A 19,540-nucleotide genomic window follows, 5' to 3' on the forward strand; every position below is an offset into this window, starting at 1 on the left:
GCTGAATCTGATTCCGGTCCAGGCGGTAACCTGCTGCGATATAAGCGGATTTCACCTGGTCCCGTCTGGGGAGCGGGCCATGATGACAAGTGGCTTGACCATAACTAATTGATTATATATCTTCATGGTTAAGTTCACGGAGATAACGATCATGTTCAAGTCTTTTCTTGCCGCCCTTTTCGCTGCTGCGGCGCTATCCACACCATCTATCGCCCAGACCGAAGGAGCATCAGCTGTGAGCACATCCATCTATTCTGACCGAGTCGCGGTCAATGGTGTCGAGCTCTATTACGAAGTCCACGGAGAAGGGGAGCCGCTGGTCATGCTCCATGGCGGAGTCAACCCATCCGACATGTTCGGCGCTCCGCTGGCGCGCATGGCCGAAACGCACAAGGTTTACGCCATTCATCTTCGCGGTCACGGGTTCAGCACCGATAGCGACGCACCGTGGAGCTATGAGCAGATGGCCGACGATCTTGCGGCGCTGCTGGATGAATTGGAGATTGAAACTGTCGATATTATGGGGTGGTCGATGGGTGGCGGTGTCGCGCTGCAAACGGCCATTCGTCACCCCGACCGGGTGGGCAAGCTGGTCGTGATTTCCATGAGCATAAACAATGAAGGTAAATTCCCGGAAATCCAGGATCAGTTTGAAGCGATGCCTGCGATGGCACCGCAGTTCGCGCAACAGCTTTCGCAGTCGCCTCTGGCGACGCTCTACCCCGACGTCGACTGGGAAGCGATGTTTCGCAAGACCGGCGAGATGAACCAGAGCGGATATGACTGGACTGAGGATTTTGCCCAGATCACATCGCCGACCCTACTGATCTTTGCCGACGCCGACATGATGTATCCCGAGCACATGGTGGAGATGTACAGGTTGCTGGGCGGCGGTACGCGCGACGCGGGAATCGACGGATCCCTGCGCCCGACGCCAAACCAGTTGGCCATCATTCCTGACACGACCCATTACGATCTGATGCTCAAGGGAGCCGACGTCGCTACGGATTTCGCCAAAGCATTTCTGGCGAAATAACAGTGCCAAAAGTGCGGGCCCCTGGTTGTCAATCAACCCGGGGCCCGTTTTCGTTTCGATTCCGCAACCCCGTTCAAGCCATTGTTCCGGATCGATTTTTTCTAGAGGATTTCCGCGCTCCTTCGAATCGTGGAAATCCTCCGGTTTTTGTTTTTTCGTGCGTCCGAACCGATAAAGTGGTGCCCACTTTATCTGGACACGCTCTATAGCGTGATGCGGTAGATGCCGAAGCCCGCTTCACTGGTTTCGCCGGTCGGCTCAATGGAGACCGCGGTGACGTCGGCCAAGTGCTGCTCGGCTGCGGGGCCGGTTTCAAACAACACTGTGGTATCGCCAATTTCGGCCAGAGACCAGTTGCTGTCGGCCGCCGGATTGATGGTGCCCTGCTCGACGATGTAGCGAACGATCAGGTCGCGGTTGGTGTCGGGACCCATGAAGATGACCTTGTCGGGGCCGATGCCGGGGAAGCCGCCGCCGCCGCCAGCGCGGTAGTTGTTGGTGGCAACCACGAACTGAGCCTCGGGGTCGATGGGCTGGCCTTCATACATCAGGTCAACAATACGCTGGGCATCGGGGTTCTCCAACGCACCGCCGTCAGCGGCGTATTTCGAGGGCTGTGTCACGTCGATCTTATAGGTCACCCCGTCAATCACATCGAAATTATAAGACGGAAAGGAGGGGTTGATGAGCGGGGCATCGCTGGAACCGGGCTCGACCTGATTGAAGATGCCGGCCGAACGTTCGAGCCATTCCTTGACGTCGGCGCCGGTGAGCAGCACCGCCTGGATGGTGTTGGGGTAGAGATAGAGATCGGCAACGTTGCGGATGGCGACGGGGCCGACGGGAACGTCGGTATAATATTCCGGGCCGCCGCGACCACCGGCCTTGAAGGGAGCAGCGGCCGAGATGATCGGGATGCCTTCCCATTCGGTGCCGGCCATCATCTGTTCGAGATAAGCCTTCTGGGCGATGTTGACGATCTGCACGGACGGATCGTCGGCCACCAGCGCGAAATAGGAGTGCAGTGCAGCGGCGGTTTCACCAACCGGGCGGCGGACGTAGTCGAGGGTTGCCTGGTGCTCCTCGTCGACCGCTTGAGTGACGGTGTCTTCGGATTCAACGGTCGGGGTAACGGCGCCATCGACGCGCTCGTAGATGGGGCGCGCTTCGGAGGTGTGGGAAAGGATCGACCAGGTGCCGGAATCGTCGACTTCGAGCAGCAGGTCGACAAGGCCCATATGGCTGCCCCAGAAGCCGGCCATAACGGCAGGTTTCCCGTTCAGCGTACCGGCTTCGACATCGACGCCTTCGATGCCCTCATAGTCAGGGCCGGGGAAGACGAGATGCTGGTGGCCCGCCAGGATCACATCGATGCCCTCGATGGCGCCGAGCTGGAGGGAAACGTTTTCCATCATCGGAGACGCTTGCCCGCCCTCGATGCCGCCATGGTTCATGGCGACGATGATGTCGGCGCCTTCTTCGCGCATGATGGGCACATAATACCGGGCGGTTTCGATGATGTCGCGCGGGGCGACCTTGCCGGTCAGATGGGCGGAATCCCAGGTCATGATCTGGGGCGGGACGAAGCCGATCAGGCCGATGCGGATGGTCTTGGTTTCGCCAGCGCCATCGGTCAGTTCCTTTTCGACGATCACGTAGGGTTCAAACAGCGTGTCATCATCGGCGATGTTGTCGGGCAGGGTTTCGCCGCGCACGACATTGGCCAGGACGACCGGATACTGGGCTCCGGCCATCGCCGTTTCGAGGAATTCGAGGCCATAGTTGAATTCGTGGTTGCCGATGGTGCCCGCATCGTAGCCGAGTGCGTTCATGGCTGCGATGGTTGGGTGGATATCCTCAGCGTCAACGCCGCGCTCGTAAGCGACATAGTCGCCCATCGGGCTACCCTGGAGCATGTCGCCATTGTCGAGCAGGATCGCATTGCCCGCTTCGGCACGAATGTTCTCGATGATCGAGGCGGTGCGCGCCATGCCCAGCGTGTTGTCTTCACGATCGGCGTAATAGTCGTAAGGCAGCAGGTTGACGTGGATGTCGGTGGTTTCAAGGATACGCAAATGGGCCTGATTGATCTGCGCCATGGCCGCAAAAGGATGCATGACGATGGCGGCGGCGCCGACCGAGGCCGTGCCCGCTAGAAAGGCGCGGCGGCTGATTGAGAGATTATGATGCATGATGTCCCTCCGAAAGGACGCTGGGGTTTGTTGAATCACCAAGAATGATGCGAGGCGCACGTCTCCCCATTGCCGCAGTTTTCTGACGGCCCGATGACGCGCGCGTGATTACCTTCCCGCTTTTTTATCTTTTGGTCAAATATTCGTTGTGACCTGATACGCGTCCTGCCGAAATGCGCAGCGACGCCAAGCGGTCGATGTTCAGGACGCTTGTGGTCCATGCACGCTCGCAGAGGAGCTGCAGCCGATTTGCGAAGAGCCGACCGGAAGACTCACCATCGGTGCGGTAAGTCTCAACCAGATCCGGCATCTCGGGTATGCCGGATCTGGTTTTTTGGCGTTGCGCTTAGCGATTTTGCAGAGCAGCAAGCATTTGCTGGACCTGCGGCAAGGACCGCACGAAGCGGAAATAGTCATGGTCCGGCGCAACGGTCTGCATCAGATCAAGCCATACGCCCATGCCGTTGCCGCCATTGACAAAAACGACCCAGCCGTCGCGGCTGGTGACGTTGTAGACCACGATGGCATTTTCGCCCCAATCCGAGCCGGAGTGAAACACATAGCGTGACTCTTCGAAGTCGGCGACGCTCCAGCCGAGCGACTGGCCCGTTTCAATCGGGCACAGCGAAGTGTCATCCATGGTGCAGGGGGCGTGATCGGAACTGTCGAGCACCGAGGTCGTTCGGGCGTTGGCGGCTTCACCCGTCAGCGGGGTCTCTTCCATCATCGCAACGAACAACCGGGCATAGGCGGGTGCTGTAACAAACAGGTTGTCCGCCGCGCTGGGCGGCATTTCCGCATCTCCGATGGCGTCATAGACCGCCTCGCCGCGCTGCATCGGCGTAGCCAGACGATCCGCCGGCATACCGGCGGCACCAAGACTCACGTCGTTTTCGACGCCAGCGGGCTGGAGCACCCATTCATGAACCAACTCGGCGAAGTCGGCATCCATACGCCGTGCAGCAAATTCTGCGAGAATTTCATACCCAGCGCCGGAATAGGTAAATCCTGTCCCTGGGTCCTGAATGAAGGCCAGGCGGCCGTCTTCATAGTTGTACGGCCAGTTTTTCAAACCCGCCTGATGGGAGAGCAAAATCGCTGGTGTCAGCAACTCGTAGCGTGGATCGTCAGCCAGATCGGGGTGAACATATTCATTTGAGACCGGCTCATGCAGCGAGAGTTTGCCGGCCTCGGCAAGACGCAGAACGAGTTCGGCCGTCACGGTCTTGGCGATGGAGGCAGTGTTGAAAAGGGTGGAGGCGCTGGCGGGAACACCTGGCCCCTGCTCACCGGCATAGCCGCTCCAGGCCACTGCGCCATTCTCGATACGGACGACGGCAAGGCCAGCCGAGGGGTATGCCTGTAAGGCAGCGGACGCAGCATCCGCGAAACCGGCCGGGGCATCCTGGGCTATGGCACCCGTGCTCAAAAAGGCAGCCAAAAGTGCCGTAACCAAACGAATTTTCATGCCGATGTCCCCGAGCTATTGTCTAGTCAGTGCCGGCCGGCCGCCAAGGCGGCGGGCGGCAATTTGCCGAAGGTTTTTCGGCTGCAGGCTCCGAGGTGTCAAGTCACTCGGCGCGGGTGCCGCTTACTCGGCCACGACTTCCATGCCCTTCTGCTCGCGCACCAGATTGATGAAGCGCTTGAAGAGGTAATGGGCGTCGTGCGGGCCGGGGGAGGCCTCAGGGTGATACTGGACCGAAAAGATCGGCTTGCCTTCAACGGCAAGGCCGGCGTTAGAGCCATCGAACAGCGATGTGTGGGTTTCGACCACGCCGGTGGGCAGGCTGTCGCTGTCGACAGCGAAGCCGTGGTTCATCGAGGTGATCTCGACCTTGCCGGTGGTGAGGTCCTTGACCGGATGGTTGGCGCCGTGATGGCCCTGATGCATCTTTGTGGTCTTGCCGCCGAGGGCGAGGCCCAAAAGCTGGTGGCCGAGGCAGATGCCGAACACGGGCTTGCCGGTTTCCATGACCTTCCTGATGGTCGGTACAGCATATTCGCCAGTCGCCGCGGGATCGCCGGGGCCATTGGAGAGAAATATCCCGTCGGGATTGTGCGCCATGATGTCTTCGACCGTCGCGGTGGCCGGAACGACCGTTACGCGGGCACCCTGATCGGCGATACAACGCAGGATGTTGCGCTTGGCACCGTAATCGATGGCTACAATGTGAAAATCGGGGTTTTCGACGCGGCCATAGCCCTCTCCCAGCCGCCAGCGGGTCTCGTCCCATTTGTAGGTCTGGGTGGTCGAGACTTCTTTGGCGAGATCGAGACCTTCGAGACCGGGGAACTGGTCGAGTTCGACCTTGAGCGCGGCGTCGTTGAAATTGCCGTCCGGAGAATGGGCGATCACGGCGTCGGCCATGCCCTTTTCGCGGATCAGGGCGGTCAGCGCGCGGGTATCGAGCCCGGCGATGCCGATGATGCCGCGCTTTTTGAGCCAGGCGTCGAGCCGTTCGGCGGCGCGGTAGTTGGACGGACTGGTGACGTCGGCCTTGATGACGGCACCGCGGATGCCAGAGGCGGCCGCCATGTTAACGGTCTCGATGTCTTCGTCGTTGGCGCCGACATTGCCGATATGGGGGAAGGTGAAGGTGATGATCTGGCCGGCGTAGGAGGGATCGGTCAGGATTTCCTGATAACCGGTCATGGCGGTGTTGAAGCACACTTCGCCGACGGCCGTACCGATAGCGCCGATGCCTTGGCCCTCAAGGCGCGTCCCATCGCGCAGGATAAGGACTGCGGTGGGGGCGGATTCTTTCCAACCGGACACGGGGCTTCTCCATTTTCATGCATCAGAGCCATGTGGCTCTACGACTTTGTTTTGTCGTGCTTCCGGACCGAATGAGTGGTGTCCACTTATTCTGGAAGCGCTCCAGTTCAGGCGCGCGGAACCTCCGGCGATGGTCGCCGTCTGGTGGTTCTGCTCCGCCCTATATTGAATTTGCGCGAACCTATTTGAAGGGCACGGCGCGGTCAACCGAGTCGTTGGGAATTGAAAGTGTTCAAAATCAAAAGCTTAGCATGAATCGGGCAAGCGATTGGCTTTGCGGACACGCTTGGGCTATAGGAACGGCACCAAAACAGGACAACGAACCTCAAGGGAAACCGATCATGCGCGATCAGATCAGTGCTGCCATGAAGGACGCCATGAAGGCGCGCGACGGCCGCCGGACGACGACGCTGCGACTCATCAATGCCGCCATCAAGGACCGTGAAATCGCGGCGCGGGGCGAGGGCAAGGATGGCATCGGAGATGAGGATATCCTTGCCATCCTGCAAAAGATGGTCAAGCAGCGCGAGGAGTCGGCGGCACTTTACGGCCAGAACGGGCGGCCCGAACTCGAAGCGCAGGAGCGCGAGGAAATCGAGATCATCAAGGAATTCCTGCCAAAACCCCTGACCGAGGCCGAGGTCGATGCGGCGATCAAGGCGGCCATTGCCGAAACCGGAGCCGAAGGGCTGCGCGACATGGGCAAGGTCGTGGGCGTGCTCAAGGCCAAATACCCCGGACAGATCGATTTCGGCCAGGCCTCCAAGCAGGTCAAGGCACAGCTCGGCGCCTGATCTTTTCTCACGCAAATATCAGGCGTAAGGTTCCCGGGTTGTTGCGGCTTAGGGGACTATCATGGCTGACGAAAACAAGTCGTCGCGCTTTCCATCCATTCTCACCGGGCTTCGCGGGGTGCTGATGCTGCTCGCGGGGATTTATGCCGTACTGTTTCCCGGAGCGGCCCTTCTCGTGCTAACGACCCTGGCGGCGGCGCTGTTCGTCATCGACGGGGTGCTGGGTTTGTGGGCCATCACATTCGGAGGCGGTAAAACCGGCAATTTTTGGTTCGACGTGGTGCGCAATGCCCTCTCGATCGTCGTGGGCATCCTGATTCTCATCTCGCCGCTGCTGGGTACGCTGATTACCGCGGCATTCCTCGTTTATCTGGTTGCCTTTCAGGCGATTTTTGTCGGGGCCATGGAGATTGTCGTTGTCGTGCGCGAACGCGAACTCTACGCCAAGATCTGGCCGGTGCTGCTCAGCGGCGTGCTTTACGTCCTGTTCGGGCTCTTGCTTGCCTTCTGGCCGCTCGAGGCCGCCGTGGCCCTGGTCATGGTTGGCGGCGTGCTGATGATGGTCTTTGCCTTCGGCCTGCTTGGCCTTGCCTGGCGGCTTTGGCAAGCGGGCCACTGAGGCTGTGAATAAGGAGGAAAAGCGCGGGAACAGGTGACAAAGCGCCGGCTAGCGCTTACCTAACGTCCATGCGCTTTTCCGATCATTTTCTGGACGAGATTCGAAATCGCCTGCCGATAACGCAGGTGGTGGGCGAGCATGTGGTTTGGGACAAGCGCAAATCCCAGCCCGGCAAAGGCGATATGTGGGCCTGCTGCCCGTTCCACGGTGAAAAGAGCCCCAGCTTTCATGCCGACGACCGGCGGGGGCGCTACCACTGTTTCGGATGTGGGGCGAGCGGAGACCATTTCCGCTTTCTGACCGACAAGACAGGAATGAGCTTTCCCGAAGCGGTGGAGCTGCTGGCGGGGCGAGCAGGTGTGCCAATGCCCGCGCGGGATGAAAAGGCGGAAAAACGCGCTGAGGCAAGACGGTCGCTCTACGACGTCATGGATCTGGCGACGGCGTATTTCGTAGAAGCGCTGGCTCACAATGTGGGCGCGCGGGCCCGGGGCTATCTGCTTGAGCGTGGTGTGTCGGGCGCCATGCAGCAGCGGTTCAAGATCGGATTTGCGCCCGATAGCCGCAACGGACTGAAGGAGTTTCTGGCGGCCAACGGTGTTTCGGCCAAGGAAATGATCGATACGGGGCTGGTCGTCCATGGCGACGAGATTCCCGTGCCCTATGACCGGTTTCGCAACCGACTGATGTTTCCCATTACAGACTTCCGCGGGCGGGTGATCGCCTTCGGCGGCCGGGCGCTGAGCGCCGATGTCGCGGCCAAATATCTCAATTCCCCGGAAACCGAGCTCTTTCACAAGCGCCAGACGCTCTACAACGGGCAAGCGGCGCGGCAGGCAGGATATGACGGCAAGCCGCTGATCGTTGTCGAAGGTTATCTAGATGTTATCGCCGCGGTGGCCGCTGGCTTTGAAGGCGCGGTGGCGCCGCTCGGGACGGCGCTGACCGAAGATCATCTCAATCTTCTCTGGCGCATGACCGATATCCCGGTTTTGTGTTTCGATGGCGACAGCGCCGGGATGCGGGCCGCCGAGCGCTCTGTCGATATAGCGCTACCCATGCTCAAACCGGGCAAGAGCGTTTCGATCGTCACGCTGCCCGGCGGGCTCGATCCGGACGACCTCATCAAACAGCAGGGGCGGCAGGCCTTTGCCGAGCTGATCGCAGGTGGTCGGTCGCTGGCAGATGCGGTTTGGGCCATGGAGACGGCGGGGGGCATTCCCGAAGCGCCCGAGCAGCGCGCGGCGCTGGAGGCGCGGCTGCGTGAACGCGCTGCGCGGATCGCCGATGTTTCAGTGCGGCGCCATTACAGTCAGGCGTTCGACGAAAAAATCTCGTCGCTGTTTATCTCGACGCGGGGGCAGTACCGGCGCGAGGGGCGAAATAATGGATATGATCAACGGCGCACCGGACAGCGCGGTAACCCCAAGATGCTGGTTTCCGATACCTTGCGCAATTCGCGGCTGTTGAAAGGCGCTGCGACGCCGGGCGTCATTCCGCGGGAAGCCGTGATTTTGATGAGTCTCGTCAATCACCCAGAACTGGCGCAGGCCCGGCTGGAAGCGTTGGCGGAAATCGAATTCCAGTCATTGCCGGCGCGACAGGTGTTGGCGGCATTTCTCGATCTTGTGACCGTCCATCCCGATCTTGGACCCAACGGGATCGTCGAAGCGCTGATCGCGCGTGGGCACGGGCCCGTGCTGGACCAAATGCGCAGCCAATTGGCGCGGCAAGGGATATGGCAGGCCGATGCGGATACCGCGCAGTCGGACGCAGAAACAGGATTAAAGCACTCGCTGGCCTTGCATTACAAATCCGTTCAACTAAATAGGGAACTCAAAGCAGCCGAACTGGCGCTAGGCGAAGACCTGAGCGAAAACGCATTCGAGCGGCTGCGTGACATCCAGAATCAGATTTCCAGTGTCGACGGTACTGAGGCATTGATCGAGGGATTTGGTTCGCTATCCGGGCGTGCGACGCGGAGTCTTTGAAAAAAGATGATTCGTGTCTGTGCGCTTTTGCGTGTATGGAGCGCTCCTACAGCAAATGGATTCGAACCAGAATCAGGGTTGTTTCGCATCAAAGAAGCGATTTGTTAACCCTGTGATGTCTTTCAATCCCAGTTCATGTGCGATCATCGGGTGATGACACCAGTGCCGCAAACCATGGTGCGGCTCAGGAGAGCGAACTATATGGCCACCAAGGCAGCCAACCAGACCAAGACCGAGACCGACAGCAAGCCGGAATCGCAGACCGAAGCACCCGATGGGCCGCTTCTCGATCTTTCCGATGCCGCCGTCAAGAAGCTCATAAAGACCGCCAAAAAGCGCGGCTATGTGACCTATGAAGAGATCAATGCGGTTCTGCCTTCGGAAGAAGTGACCTCCGAGCAGATCGAAGACATCATGGCCATGTTCTCGGACATGGGCATCAATGTCGTCGATGAGGACGAGGTCGAAGAGGCCGAGGCTGACAACAGCAGTGACGAGGAAGGTGGCGAGATCGCGACGACGGGGACCACGGCGGTCGCCAATACGTCCAATGCCAAGTCCGGTTCCGACAGGACCGACGATCCGGTGCGCATGTATCTGCGCGAAATGGGATCGGTCGAACTGCTCAGCCGCGAGGGCGAAATCGCCATCGCCAAGCGCATCGAAGCCGGTCGCGAAACCATGATCGCCGGGCTGTGCGAAAGCCCGCTGACCTTCCAGGCCATTATCATCTGGCGTGACCAGCTTGCCGAGGGCGAAATCCTTCTGCGCGACATCATCGATCTTGAGGCGACCTATGCCGGACCCGACGCCAAGATGGCGGACGCGACGGCGGGCAATGATGACGAGGACGAAGACGAGGATGCGCCGGCTCCGGCAGGTGTATCGTCGGGCGCCCCTGCGTCGCGTGCCGAGCGGCCCGCAAAAGCCGAAGGCGGTGAGGAAGAGGGCGCGAGCGAAGGCGGCCAGCCCGACGACGACGATGATGACGATGAGTACGAGAACAATCTCTCGCTTTCAGCCATGGAGGCGGAGCTCAAGCCACAGGTCGTGGAGACGTTCGATCGGATTGCCGAGACCTATGGGCGCATGCGCAAGGTCCAGGACCAGCACGTCGAAGACCAGCTTGCCGCCAAGTCTCTGGACGCCAGCGAGGTCAAGGAACTGGATGCCTGGCGCAATCAGGTGATCCTGGACGTCAAGTCCCTCTCGCTCAACGCCAGCCGTATCGAAAGCCTCGTTGAACAGCTCTATGACATCAACAAGCGCCTCGTTCGTAACGAGGGTCGCCTGTTGCGTCTGGCCGAGAGCTATAAGATCAAGCGCGACGATTTTCTCAACGCCTATTACGGGTCGGAACTCGATCCCGATTGGGCCGACAAGGTGTTTCAGCGCCCCGAAAAGGGTTGGGCGGACTTCGTATCGCGCGAACGGGCGACGATTGACGAGCTGCGCGCTGAAATTCAGACGCTGGCGACCGAAACCGGTCTCGATATCGCCGAATACCGCCGCATCGTTTCCAAGGTGCAAAAGGGTGAGCGCGAAGCCGCCATTGCCAAAAAGGAAATGGTCGAGGCCAACCTTCGCCTGGTGATCTCGATTGCCAAGAAGTACACCAACCGCGGGTTGCAGTTCCTCGATCTGATCCAGGAAGGCAATATCGGGCTCATGAAGGCCGTCGACAAGTTCGAATATCGCCGCGGCTACAAGTTCTCGACCTATGCGACCTGGTGGATTCGGCAGGCGATAACCCGTTCGATTGCCGATCAGGCACGCACGATCCGCATTCCGGTGCACATGATCGAAACGATCAACAAGATCGTTCGGACGTCGCGCCAGATGCTCCATGAAATCGGCCGTGAGCCGACGCCGGAAGAGCTCAGCGAAAAGTTGCAGATGCCGCTCGACAAGGTGCGCAAGGTATTGAAGATCGCCAAGGAGCCGATCTCGCTCGAAACGCCGATTGGCGACGAGGAGGATTCAAACCTCGGGGATTTCATTCCCGATACCAATGCGATCCAGCCGATCGATGCGGCGATCCAGTCGAACCTGCGCGAGACCACGACGCGGGTTCTCGCCTCGCTGACGCCGCGTGAAGAGCGCGTGTTGCGCATGCGGTTCGGTATCGGCATGAATACCGACCATACGCTCGAGGAAGTGGGCCAGCAGTTCTCGGTCACGCGCGAGCGTATCCGCCAGATCGAGGCCAAGGCTCTTCGCAAACTCAAGCATCCCAGCCGCAGCCGCAAGTTGCGGAGCTTTTTGGACAACTAGTCCAGCTGGCGTTAAGCTGGTGACAAATCGGGGCGGCCAATGGCCGCCTCGTGCATATGGAGGGTTTGCGATGTCGTTTTGGAAAAATCTGTTCGGTGGTGGCGAAAAGCAGCCAGCAGCGCCCAGTGTCGACGCCCAGGAAGAGTTCGAGGGCTATCTCATCAAGGCGAGTTTGATGAAAGCGGGCGGTGAATATCAGATCGCCGGAACCATCGAGAAAGAGATCGATGGGGAGACCAAGACCTATTCCTTCATCCGGGCCGACAAATTTTCCAACAAGGATGACTGCGTCGCCGCGACCCTAGGCAAAGGCCGGCAAATCATCAAAGAGCAGGGCCGCTTCCTGTTCGACTAGAGAATTCCTACATTTTCCGGACGCGCTCCAGGTTTGTCGCTCTGCAAAAATCAAAGATGGGCTGTCGCGCTGGCGACAGCCCTGTTCAATTTCAAGATTGGAAACCCTATGGCCAGAAAGCCAACCATGCGCACGGAGTTCGTGCTTTTCGACATCGTCTATGAGGATGGCAGCCAACGATCCAACCGCAAGGTGGATGCCGGGTTGCTTGGCGGGCTCGATGGCGATGAACCGGCGCTGACCGCGATTATGGATCAGGACCGGGCAATTTCGGAAAAATCGGGTGTGCCGCCGCTCAAGATCACGTCGATCAAGCGCAGCGGCAAGAAGTAGGGTGGACGTCAGGACGTGCTGACTGTCGGTTCGGGAACGATTTCGGGACGCCCCGTTGAGTTCTCGCTACCGACAGTGAGGGCAAACCAGGCAAAAGCCAGGACGGCGAGGATCGCGACAACTCGCAGGACGATGTGGCCAAAGCCTGCATGGCGCGTCTGATCCGGGTCGAGATAGGTCATGCCAACCTCCCGCTTCCACGTTCGATCAATGTTAAGCGCAAAACCCGCGATTCGTTCCCGAAAATTCTAACGAGCCGCAGCCTTGTGAATTTCGGCCACCAGCGCGTCGGGCAGGCCGAGACGGCTGGCCAGGGCTTCAAGATAGGCGCGTTCGGTTGCCGTGTCGGCGTCGATAGCAACGAGTGAGGCCGCGTATATCTCGGCGGCGTGTTCGGGCGTATCGGCACCGCGCACCACCGCTTCGATATCGAGCGGGGTCGAAAGCTCATCAAACACAAATGCCTTTTCCTGGGCAGACAGGCTCATGTCCTCGAGCCGTTGGAATATGCGCTCCTTTTCGTCCCCGTCGATACGCCCATCAGCCTTGGCGGCCGAAATCATGGCGCGCACCAATGCCTTACCCAGCGCCTCCTGTCCGATCTCGTCGGACGGCGCGGGCATGAACGGGCCCGGGGGAGGGGTTTCGACATCCGGGGCGGTGTTGTCCTGCCGGCTTTTCTGCCAGGCGTTGTAGGCGAGACCACCGATCGCAGCGAGGGCGCCATATTTGGCAATCTTCTTGATGCTTCCACCGCCCAGCAGCATGCCCGCAGCGAGGCCTGCGGCGCCTGCACCGGCTGTGCGCTGCATGTTTGGATCGGTCTTGAGGGCCGTTACGATCTTGTCGATGTCGAACATTGCGTAAAAAGAATCTCCGATATTTTCCTGAAGCACACAAATGGGGATTGCGGGCAAACTGCGCAAGAAATCTTTCCAATCTTTAAGGAGGCTCCTTATCCTTGCGTCCAAGCGGGTGGAGAATTGGTATTGGAAAAGGTCGACTTCAAAAAGCAGCTCAAATCGCTATACGGCCCGACAAAGTCGAAAGGTTTCCACGTCGTCGACGTGCCCACCATGCGGTTTCTGATGATCGACGGGCACGGGGATCCCAATGTCGAGCGGTCCTATCGTGAGGCGGTCGAGACACTCTATGGCGTCGCCTATGCGCTAAAATTCGCCTCCAAGGCCCAATTGAACAGGGATTACACCGTCCCGCCGCTCGAAGGGCTGTGGTGGGCAAAGAATATGCGGAGTTTTGTTGCCCGTGAGAAGGACAAATGGGACTGGACGATGATGATCATGGTGCCAGACTGGATCGGTCCGGCGATGATTGCGTCAACCATCGAGGCGGTCCGCAAAAAGAAGCAACCGCCGGCGTTGGATCTGTTGCGGGTCGAGGCGCTGGAGGAAGGCAGGGCCGTGCAGGTGCTTCACATCGGCTCGTATGATGAGGAAGGGCCCGTTCTGGCCCGGATGCACGATCACTATCTGCCCGAAAATGGATGGGTGCCCACCGGCAAACATCACGAAATCTATCTTGGCGATCCGCGCAAGACAGCGCCTGAAAAACTCAAAACGGTCTTGCGGCAACCGGTAAAGGAAAGGCCGGAGCGCTAGCCCCGGCCTTTGGTCTTTGTGCGTTGTACGTCCGTATTTATCCGGCGGCGCCGTTCATCGGGGTGATGAGCGGGGTGATGCGGCGGATCGTGACGCGGCGGTTGGTGCGTTCAGCGGCCTGCGTGTTGACCTTGAGATAGCGCTCGCCATAGCCCTGCGTCGCAAGGTTTTCGGCGGGGACGCCATAAACGCGGGTCAGTGCGTAGGCAACAGCTTCGGCACGACGGTCGGACAGGGCCAGATTGGAGATGTCCGATCCCACGGCGTCAGTATGGCCCTCGATGAGGAAGGTCTCCGCCGGATTGTCCCGGATCAGCGCAAGCATGGCGTTGGCCGTCGCCGAGAGCGTACCGATCTCGCTTTGCGAGATGTTGGCGCTGCCCGTTTCGAAGGTCAGGTCGGCGATCTCAAGACGGCGAACCATGTCGCGCAGACGGGACGAGCGTTTGACTTCGTCGATCGTGTAGTAGCGCTGAATGGTTTCCACCGGCGGCTGGTCCAGGAAGGTTGCGACCTGCTGTTCATTGGCGACCGACGCGTTAAGGACATATTCGCTGGGCGGAATATTGAGCACCAGCGGCGGGAGTTGGCGGCCCGGATCGATCCAGCGGCCCTGATCGTCATAGCGGCGATAGCTGGGATCGACGTAAACGAGCAGGATTTCACGCCCGTCCGGCTCGATCCGCGAGCGGCGGATAACGTCACCGTACCGATCGCGGATCGTCACGATGCGGCTGCCATCGGCGCGCAGGATGGTTTCGCGGGTGCGCCCATCCGACAGGTTCTCGACGTAATACTGCTGATCGTCGGGATAGACGATACGTGGGGTATCGGGAGTGTTGATGAACTGGTTGGCGCCGATCGCAAAGATCGTGGCCAGGCCGATGGTGGCGATGATTTCTGCGTTGGAGGGACCTTCGCGGACCGGACCGACGAGAACGCCGCCCTGTTGGTTGGCTTGCTGCTGGCCCGAACGTTCCTGAAGGGTCGCCGCAGACGATGCCGATGCAGCCTCCTCGATCTCCTGGATCGAGACTTCCTGACGGTCCTGGCCCTCCTCGGTTTCAATCGACGGAATTTCGGTCACATCGATCTGTTCGGGGGCAGGGGCGGGTTCTGTGGCGGGCTCGCCCTGAGCTTCCGCCTCAGCTTCAACCTCAGCCTCAGCCTCAGCCTCAGCCTCAGCCTCAGCTTCAACCTCAGCGCCGGCTTCGCCTTCCGGCTGGGCGGCAGCGTCGTCCTGTTCTTCTTCCATTACACCCGAAGCTGCGTCTTTCTGGCTGTCGAGAAGCGGAGCAACTTCGCTTTCACTGGTGCCTTCAGGAACGATTTCGCCCTGAACGTCACCTTCGAGAAGGATGCTGTCGTCCATTTCCAGGGCCGGCGCTTCATCCTCTGGCGCGGCTTCCTCGACCGGCGCCTCGCCTTCCTCGGTGGCAGGAGCTTCAGCCATGCCATCGAGCTCCGCCTCGACATCGATAATATCGAGTTCGATATCAAAGCCCGCCAGGCAGGCGTCGAGATCGGTTTGGCCAAGGGCCTCACAGATGCCCTGAAGCTCGGCTTCGGCATCGATCACAGCCTGGGCCGCGGCACTCGTATCGCCACCAGCGGCAACGACCGCTTCGAATTCGGCAACTGCAGCTTCATAGGCGGCTACCGCATCGAGCAGGGAGGCGGGAGCTGAGGATTCTGCATCGGCCGCAGGTTGTTCGACGGGGGCGGCGGTTTCATCTGCCGGAGTTTCGGAGGCAGGTTCGGCATCTTCCATAGTTTCTGGAGCGGGAGCTGGGGCGGGCTCTTCAACCGGAGCAGGTTCAGGCTCAGGGGTAGGCTCTTCCGCCGGGGCGGGCGCTGCCTCCTCAACCGGCGCTGCCTCTTGTTCTGGTTCTGGCGCTGCTTCCTCGAGCGGAGCAGGTTCTTCAGCAGGCGCTGGAGCAGGCTCTTCCGCCTCTACGGGAGCAGGTTCTTCGGCAGGGGCGGCTTGGGGGGCCTCCGCTTCTGGTTCAACAGCTGCTTCGCCTTCAGCTTCAACCGACATTTCGGCTTCCGGTGCCGGGGCAACGGGAGCTATCTCACCACCCTCGAACATGGCGATGCAGGCGTCGATATCGGGTTGTCCGATGGCGGCACACAGGGCACCGAGTTCATCGCGCGCAGCGGCCAGGGTCTCCTGGGCAGCAGCTACGTCGCCACCGCCAGCCTCGGCTGCTTCCACAGCGGCCTGAGCTTCGAGATAGGTTTGAATGGCGCCGGCCAGAGCAGGGGGCGCGGCTTGGGCGACCGTGAATGAGGCATTGCCGCTTTGCGCAAAAAGAGGCGCCACGGGGGTACCGAGCATGAGCATGGCGGTACTGGTCAAGAGCAATTGTTTGAGCTTCATGGGATTTTCTCCTCTGCCCCCCGGCAAATGATGTGGCCGCGCAAAGCGGTCACATGAAAGGGATGGATAACATTGTCAAAATGACGCCAAGCTGAACGAAAGCGGGGCGTAGACGGAATGACACGCCCCGCATCCAAAAAAGTTATTGCGCGGGGGCCGCCTCGACGGGAGCCGCCTCTGCAGGAGCCGTTTCAGCTTCAGCGGGAGCCGTTTCCACCGGGGCCGCCGCCTCAGGCGCCGCTTCGACGGTCGGAGCCGGTTCGGTCACCGGGGCAGTTTCGGTCATTGGGGCGGGCTCGGTCGTCGGAGGCGTTGTTTCAACGGCCGTGGGTACCGTATCCACAGGGGCCGGTTCGCCGCCGCTCAGGGCAATAAAGCCAATAATCAGCACCGCGAGAACAAGCACGCCGCCGATCCACCAGCCGGCGCTCCCGCCGGAATTGACTGCATAGACGCGCTCGCGCTCGGTGCGATTGCGATCCGTGTAGTCGCGATCAATATCAGCCATTTTCAGTCTCCATTCTGTTACACATCGGCGAGCGGACGTCCGCCAGTCGGTGTCAGGTGTCGAGCGCGCGCCGCGTGCGACACCGTGAAAGGGCGGTGCGATGCCGCATCGATAGCGCGCGCTCGAGATGTCACAAAAACGCGATCAACCCGTTTGGGTTCCGCGCCAGGTTTCGGATAGGGTGGCAGCACATGAGAAAAACAGGTGCTGGCATGCAGCAATGGAGCGAGACACTGGAAATCACCACGCGCGGACAGGGGCTTTACGAGTTCACGCCCGAGCTGGGGCGCTTTATGGCCTCGAGCCGTATTCGCGATGGCCTTCTGACAATCTATTGTCGGCACACATCCTGTTCTCTTCTCATCCAGGAAAATGCCGATCCCGACGTTCAGGCTGACCTAAAGACTTTCTTTTCCCGCTTGGTGCCGCGCAACATGGACTGGATCACCCATACCACCGAAGGGCCCGACGATATGCCCGCTCATATCAAGGCGGCGCTGACTCAGACCTCGGTTTGCATTCCGGTCAATGATGGCCGTCCGGCGTTGGGGACGTGGCAGGGTTTGTATCTTTTTGAGCATCGTGACGCGCCACATCGGCGCCAGGTCGTTCTCCACGTTCTGGGTGAGGAGTAACCCGGGGGGCCTCGACAGAGAGCAATAAGTGCTCGATATTCCCGGGATCACCCGCCTGTAAAAGAGTCGGGCTTTCGTTATTCTTACGCAGGGCGCACGACTTCCCCGCGCTCAGGAACAGATTTCCGTGTCCGAACTCATCACCCAATTTCTTCCCTTTGCCATCGGTCTGGCGCTGACCGGGGCCCTGTCCGGCGTCATGGCCGGCCTGCTCGGCATCGGAGGCGGGATCATCATGGTTCCCGCCATGGTCTTTGCCTATCAACTGCTGGGCTACAATCCCGAAATCATCATGCATGTGGCCGTCGGCACCTCGCTTGCAGTCATTATTCCCACCGGTTTGCGCAGTGCGCGCGCCCATGACAAGCGGGGCGCTGTGGACCACAAGGTCGTCAAACTCTGGGCGCCCTGGATTGTTGGTGCGTCGCTGCTGGGCGGGCTGATGGCGGGGCTGTACAGTGCCGCCGCGCTCAAGATCATCTTCGGTGTGATGGCGCTGTTCATTGCCCTCAACATGGCGCTTCCGGTTCAACGCCGGATGATGGAGGCGCTGGCCGGGGTGCCGATGGTCAACCGCATTTCAGCGGCGGTGATCGGCTATGTCTCGGCACTCATGGGCATTGGCGGCGGATCGCTGACCGTACCGACGCTGGCCGCTTTCGGAGTGTCAATTCATACTGCCGTGGGAACCAGCTCGGCGCTGGGTGTTCTGCTCGCCGTTCCTGCGGTTGTCGGGTTCGTTATCTCGGGGTGGAGTGCCGTGGGAGCGCCGCCGTTGAGCATCGGCTTCATCAACATCCCCTCATTTGTGCTCATCGGCGGCCTTGCGACGCTGACCGCGCCCATTGGCGTGGCGCTGGCTCACAAACTCGACGCCAGGCTACTCAAGATCGTGTTCGCGATCTTTCTCATTGTCGTGGGCGCCCGAATGATCCTGCAGGCGGTCGGCATATAAAAAAGGCCAGATCCTGTGAGACCCGGCCCTCCTGAGGTGACGTTCGACTAGTCGCGATCGTCCTCGATTTCCCACGCGATGGTTGCGGTGATCGAATAGGACATTTCGCCCGCTTCCACGGGGACCGAAGCGTCGGCCGCCATTTCCATGGCCTGGGCGCGGTACATGGGCATGGGCGGTTGCTGCATGTCGACTTCCTGAATCGACTCGATCGAACCCAGACGCAACCCGGCAGCGCCGGCATAGGTCTCGGCCTTGGCCAAGGCATCGGCGAAGGCAAGCTTGCGGGCTTCTTCTTCGAGCTTGGTGACATCGTCAACGGCGAAAACGATGCCGTTGATGGTGTTGGCGCCGACGGTCACTGCCTGATCGAGCACGGAGCCGAGCGCTTCGAGGTCGCGGACCACAATGGTGACGGTGTTGGACACCTGATAGCCCTGAATTTCCGGCGGGAGGCTGTAGCCATTGTCGTCCCGACGGTCCGAATAGACATATTGTGGGCTGACACTGAAATCCGATGTCTGGATGTCGCGGCCTTCGAGTCCGGCCTCGCGCAGTGCGGCGACCAAATCGGCCATGGCGGCCGAATTGGCGTCGAGCGCTTCGCGCGCCGTCTCGGCCTGCGTGGTTACACCGGTATTGATGGTGGCCATGTCCGGCGCGGCACGCACAGTGCCCGTTCCACTCAGGGTCATGGTGTCGGCAAGTGCCGGGCTGGCTATCAGGGCGGCCATCGCGATGGGTGCGAGCGTCAGGGGAATGCGCATGAATTGTCTCCTGGAATTCTCAATTGCTGGAAATTGGTTGTGCCCCTCGCAGAACAATCAAGTTTTCCTAATGCATTGAGACGGATTTGCGGCAGCCGGGCCGACCGCTGGAAAAAACGGTAAACAGACGCAAAACCCCATGGACCTCAACGCCCTGACCCGCTAGGAGAACGAAGCGTGGGCCTGTAGCTCAACTGGTTAGAGCCGACCGCTCATAACGGTCTGGTTGGGGGTTCGAGTCCCTCCGGGCCCACCAAGAAATCCGGGCGTTTCCGAGAGATCGGAGGCGCCCGTTTCCTT

At 60.1% G+C, this 19,540-nt stretch carries 18 protein-coding genes and 1 tRNA gene; 11 read left to right on the plus strand and 8 right to left on the minus strand.

Annotated elements, in window-relative coordinates:
• Positions 1-151: 151 nt before the first annotated feature.
• Positions 152-1,036, plus strand: a complete 885-nt coding sequence (locus OF122_RS06350) for an alpha/beta fold hydrolase (protein WP_264226965.1) — start codon at positions 152-154, stop codon at positions 1,034-1,036.
• A 203-nt stretch (positions 1,037-1,239) separates the two neighbouring features.
• Here the strand turns inward: OF122_RS06350 and OF122_RS06355 are convergent, their stop codons facing one another.
• From OF122_RS06355 to carA, 3 genes are all read right to left on the minus strand, one after another.
• Positions 1,240-3,228, minus strand: coding sequence for a bifunctional 2',3'-cyclic-nucleotide 2'-phosphodiesterase/3'-nucleotidase (locus OF122_RS06355; protein ID WP_264226966.1), 1,989 nt, complete (start codon positions 3,226-3,228; stop codon positions 1,240-1,242).
• A 346-nt stretch (positions 3,229-3,574) separates the two neighbouring features.
• Complete coding sequence (locus OF122_RS06360; RefSeq protein WP_264226967.1) at positions 3,575-4,696, minus strand: serine hydrolase domain-containing protein; 1,122 nt, start codon at positions 4,694-4,696, stop codon at positions 3,575-3,577.
• 123 nt (positions 4,697-4,819) lie between these two features.
• Positions 4,820-6,007, minus strand: a complete 1,188-nt coding sequence (carA, locus tag OF122_RS06365; protein WP_264226968.1) for a glutamine-hydrolyzing carbamoyl-phosphate synthase small subunit — start codon at positions 6,005-6,007, stop codon at positions 4,820-4,822.
• 338 nt (positions 6,008-6,345) lie between these two features.
• Between carA and OF122_RS06370 the strand changes: the two genes are divergently transcribed.
• From OF122_RS06370 to OF122_RS06395, 6 genes are all read left to right on the plus strand, one after another.
• Positions 6,346-6,801: a GatB/YqeY domain-containing protein gene (locus tag OF122_RS06370; RefSeq protein WP_264227624.1), complete on the plus strand. Its 456-nt coding sequence runs from the start codon at positions 6,346-6,348 to the stop codon at positions 6,799-6,801.
• Positions 6,802-6,862: 61 nt separating this feature from the next.
• A complete protein-coding gene (locus OF122_RS06375; RefSeq protein ID WP_264226969.1) occupies positions 6,863-7,420 on the plus strand; it encodes an HdeD family acid-resistance protein in 558 nt (185 codons plus the stop codon).
• Between the two features lie 68 nt (positions 7,421-7,488).
• Positions 7,489-9,411 (plus strand): DNA primase, encoded by a 1,923-nt coding sequence (dnaG, locus tag OF122_RS06380; protein WP_264226970.1) that lies wholly within the window; start codon positions 7,489-7,491, stop codon positions 9,409-9,411.
• A 201-nt stretch (positions 9,412-9,612) separates the two neighbouring features.
• Positions 9,613-11,685 carry an RNA polymerase sigma factor RpoD gene (rpoD, locus tag OF122_RS06385; RefSeq protein ID WP_264226971.1) on the plus strand — a complete coding sequence of 691 codons (2,073 nt, stop codon included), beginning with the start codon at positions 9,613-9,615 and terminating at the stop codon, positions 11,683-11,685.
• Positions 11,686-11,755: 70 nt separating this feature from the next.
• Positions 11,756-12,040 (plus strand): HlyU family transcriptional regulator, encoded by a 285-nt coding sequence (locus OF122_RS06390; protein WP_264226972.1) that lies wholly within the window; start codon positions 11,756-11,758, stop codon positions 12,038-12,040.
• 108 nt (positions 12,041-12,148) lie between these two features.
• On the plus strand, positions 12,149-12,373 hold the full coding sequence (locus OF122_RS06395) for a hypothetical protein (RefSeq protein ID WP_264226973.1): 225 nt from the start codon (positions 12,149-12,151) through the stop codon (positions 12,371-12,373).
• An 8-nt stretch (positions 12,374-12,381) separates the two neighbouring features.
• On the opposite strand, the gene OF122_RS06400 is transcribed toward OF122_RS06395, so the two are convergent.
• Together OF122_RS06400 and OF122_RS06405 are read right to left on the minus strand one after the other, a co-directional pair.
• Positions 12,382-12,555, minus strand: coding sequence for a hypothetical protein (locus OF122_RS06400; RefSeq protein ID WP_264226974.1), 174 nt, complete (start codon positions 12,553-12,555; stop codon positions 12,382-12,384).
• Between the two features lie 66 nt (positions 12,556-12,621).
• A complete protein-coding gene (locus OF122_RS06405) occupies positions 12,622-13,233 on the minus strand; it encodes a tellurite resistance TerB family protein (protein ID WP_264226975.1) in 612 nt (203 codons plus the stop codon).
• A gap of 129 nt (positions 13,234-13,362) precedes the next feature.
• On the opposite strand from OF122_RS06405, the gene OF122_RS06410 reads away from it, so the two are divergent.
• Positions 13,363-13,992 (plus strand): GyrI-like domain-containing protein, encoded by a 630-nt coding sequence (locus tag OF122_RS06410; protein ID WP_264226976.1) that lies wholly within the window; start codon positions 13,363-13,365, stop codon positions 13,990-13,992.
• 37 nt (positions 13,993-14,029) lie between these two features.
• Here the strand turns inward: OF122_RS06410 and OF122_RS06415 are convergent, their stop codons facing one another.
• Positions 14,030-16,375, minus strand: coding sequence for an OmpA family protein (locus tag OF122_RS06415; RefSeq protein ID WP_264226977.1), 2,346 nt, complete (start codon positions 16,373-16,375; stop codon positions 14,030-14,032).
• A 142-nt stretch (positions 16,376-16,517) separates the two neighbouring features.
• Complete coding sequence (locus OF122_RS06420) at positions 16,518-16,883, minus strand: hypothetical protein (RefSeq protein ID WP_264226978.1); 366 nt, start codon at positions 16,881-16,883, stop codon at positions 16,518-16,520.
• 191 nt (positions 16,884-17,074) lie between these two features.
• Here OF122_RS06420 and OF122_RS06425 point away from each other — a divergent pair, with 191 nt between their 5' ends.
• Together OF122_RS06425 and OF122_RS06430 are read left to right on the plus strand one after the other, a co-directional pair.
• The gene (locus OF122_RS06425; RefSeq protein WP_408636313.1) at positions 17,075-17,518 is read left to right on the plus strand and encodes a secondary thiamine-phosphate synthase enzyme YjbQ; all 444 of its coding nucleotides are present in this window, start codon (positions 17,075-17,077) and stop codon (positions 17,516-17,518) included.
• 127 nt (positions 17,519-17,645) lie between these two features.
• The gene (locus tag OF122_RS06430; protein ID WP_264226979.1) at positions 17,646-18,473 is read left to right on the plus strand and encodes a sulfite exporter TauE/SafE family protein; all 828 of its coding nucleotides are present in this window, start codon (positions 17,646-17,648) and stop codon (positions 18,471-18,473) included.
• A gap of 47 nt (positions 18,474-18,520) precedes the next feature.
• Here the strand turns inward: OF122_RS06430 and OF122_RS06435 are convergent, their stop codons facing one another.
• Positions 18,521-19,240: an SIMPL domain-containing protein gene (locus OF122_RS06435; protein WP_264226980.1), complete on the minus strand. Its 720-nt coding sequence runs from the start codon at positions 19,238-19,240 to the stop codon at positions 18,521-18,523.
• A gap of 179 nt (positions 19,241-19,419) precedes the next feature.
• Between OF122_RS06435 and OF122_RS06440 the strand changes: the two genes are divergently transcribed.
• Positions 19,420-19,496: transfer RNA gene (locus OF122_RS06440), tRNA-Ile, on the plus strand.
• Positions 19,497-19,540 lie beyond the last annotated feature (44 nt).

The sequence above is a fragment of the Pelagibacterium flavum genome (genome assembly GCF_025854335.1).
GTDB classification, from domain to species: Bacteria; Pseudomonadota; Alphaproteobacteria; order Rhizobiales; family Devosiaceae; genus Pelagibacterium; species Pelagibacterium flavum.

What these genes read in the sequence shown, in the direction of transcription:
- OF122_RS06350 (WP_264226965.1), top strand. Translation starts at nt 152, where the DNA reads ATGTTCAAGTCTTTTCTTGCCGCCCTTTTCGCTGCTGCGGCGCTATCC.
- OF122_RS06355 (WP_264226966.1), bottom strand. Translation starts at nt 3,228, where the DNA reads ATGCATCATAATCTCTCAATCAGCCGCCGCGCCTTTCTAGCGGGCACG.
- OF122_RS06360 (WP_264226967.1), bottom strand. Translation starts at nt 4,696, where the DNA reads ATGAAAATTCGTTTGGTTACGGCACTTTTGGCTGCCTTTTTGAGCACG.
- OF122_RS06375 (WP_264226969.1), top strand. Translation starts at nt 6,863, where the DNA reads ATGGCTGACGAAAACAAGTCGTCGCGCTTTCCATCCATTCTCACCGGG.
- dnaG (WP_264226970.1), top strand. Translation starts at nt 7,489, where the DNA reads ATGCGCTTTTCCGATCATTTTCTGGACGAGATTCGAAATCGCCTGCCG.
- rpoD (WP_264226971.1), top strand. Translation starts at nt 9,613, where the DNA reads ATGGCCACCAAGGCAGCCAACCAGACCAAGACCGAGACCGACAGCAAG.
- OF122_RS06390 (WP_264226972.1), top strand. Translation starts at nt 11,756, where the DNA reads ATGTCGTTTTGGAAAAATCTGTTCGGTGGTGGCGAAAAGCAGCCAGCA.
- OF122_RS06395 (WP_264226973.1), top strand. Translation starts at nt 12,149, where the DNA reads ATGGCCAGAAAGCCAACCATGCGCACGGAGTTCGTGCTTTTCGACATC.
- OF122_RS06400 (WP_264226974.1), bottom strand. Translation starts at nt 12,555, where the DNA reads ATGACCTATCTCGACCCGGATCAGACGCGCCATGCAGGCTTTGGCCAC.
- OF122_RS06405 (WP_264226975.1), bottom strand. Translation starts at nt 13,233, where the DNA reads ATGTTCGACATCGACAAGATCGTAACGGCCCTCAAGACCGATCCAAAC.
- OF122_RS06415 (WP_264226977.1), bottom strand. Translation starts at nt 16,375, where the DNA reads ATGAAGCTCAAACAATTGCTCTTGACCAGTACCGCCATGCTCATGCTC.
- OF122_RS06420 (WP_264226978.1), bottom strand. Translation starts at nt 16,883, where the DNA reads ATGGCTGATATTGATCGCGACTACACGGATCGCAATCGCACCGAGCGC.
- OF122_RS06425 (WP_408636313.1), top strand. Translation starts at nt 17,075, where the DNA reads ATGAGAAAAACAGGTGCTGGCATGCAGCAATGGAGCGAGACACTGGAA.
- OF122_RS06435 (WP_264226980.1), bottom strand. Translation starts at nt 19,240, where the DNA reads ATGCGCATTCCCCTGACGCTCGCACCCATCGCGATGGCCGCCCTGATA.